Origin of the sequence: Bathymodiolus azoricus thioautotrophic gill symbiont (genome assembly GCF_001298715.1) — a bacterium.
In the GTDB taxonomy this organism is placed as follows: Bacteria; Pseudomonadota; Gammaproteobacteria; order PS1; family Pseudothioglobaceae; genus Thiodubiliella.
In genome coordinates this window covers 1-980 of sequence record NZ_CDSC02000389.1, presented here as the reverse complement: position 1 = coordinate 980, position 980 = coordinate 1, and the positions used below count along the sequence as shown (strand labels likewise).

2 protein-coding genes are annotated in these 980 nt (G+C 37.4%); one reads left to right on the top strand and one right to left on the bottom strand.

The window, feature by feature from the left end; genetic code table 11:
* The coding region (locus BAZSYMA_RS07600; RefSeq protein WP_420912283.1) for an STM4504/CBY_0614 family protein at positions 1–507 on the top strand (507 nt) is incomplete at its 5' end.
* A gap of 283 nt (positions 508–790) precedes the next feature.
* Here the strand turns inward: BAZSYMA_RS07600 and BAZSYMA_RS07595 are convergent.
* A partial coding sequence (locus BAZSYMA_RS07595; RefSeq protein ID WP_195910151.1) for a VOC family protein occupies positions 791–980 on the bottom strand: 190 nt, incomplete at its 5' end.

The window sequence follows — 980 nt, the reverse complement described above, 5'->3', positions numbered from 1 at the left end:
CATGGCATCGGTTTTCAGTTCATTGAAAATGAAATAATCAGAATTGATTCTGAACTTATTCATGAAGAAGCAGTAAAACCTGCACTTCGATTGCTGAATGGAGAAAATTACCAAGGGGCGCAACAGGAGTTTCTTAGTGCGTATGACCACTACAGACATGGGAAAAATAAAGATTCATTGAATGAGTGCCTTAAAGCATTCGAAAGCACAATGAAGGCAATTTGTGAGAAAAATAATTGGGATTATCAAGCGAATGCCACAGTAAAATCATTGATTCAAATATGTTTTGATAATAACTTGGTTCCTTCGTTTTGGCAACAACAACTAGATTCGTTACGTAGCCTGTTGGAAAGTGGTATTCCAACAGGAAGGAATAAATTGAGTGCTCATGGTCAAGGGACAACCCCAACGGTTGTTCCTGGTTATTTAGTAGCTTATATGCTTCATATGACTGCATCTACTCTTGTCTTTTTAATTACAGCTGAGAGAGAAATGCATAACAAATAGCCCTAGTGGGTATAGCGTTGCACACAAAAGAGTACACATGAAAATAATTATACCACCACTTGTTATTAATAACACCGAAGGCTTTGAGTAAGATATCCTCAAGCGCAAAAGCTTTGGAGAATCACACTTCTAAATTTAATTGAAAACTCTGATGATGAATTACTTGTCCAGTTCCACCACGTTATTCCAGTTTGAGCATTTGAATCAATAATTCTCAAACCACCCACAATCGTCATTTTAAGGGTTTGAGTTTTTACAGGGTCTATGTTTGATGATTTTTTGATTAAAACTTTTTAGAAAGTAACTCAATCTCATACCCATCAGGGTCTTTTAAAAATGCAACAATTGTTTCCCCAGCATTCATTGGCCCCGCATCACGGGTAACTTCAACACCCAGTTGTTTTGCTACTTCAACTGCCTGATATACGTCCTCTACATTGATGGCAATGTGTCCAAATCCTGTGCCTATCTGA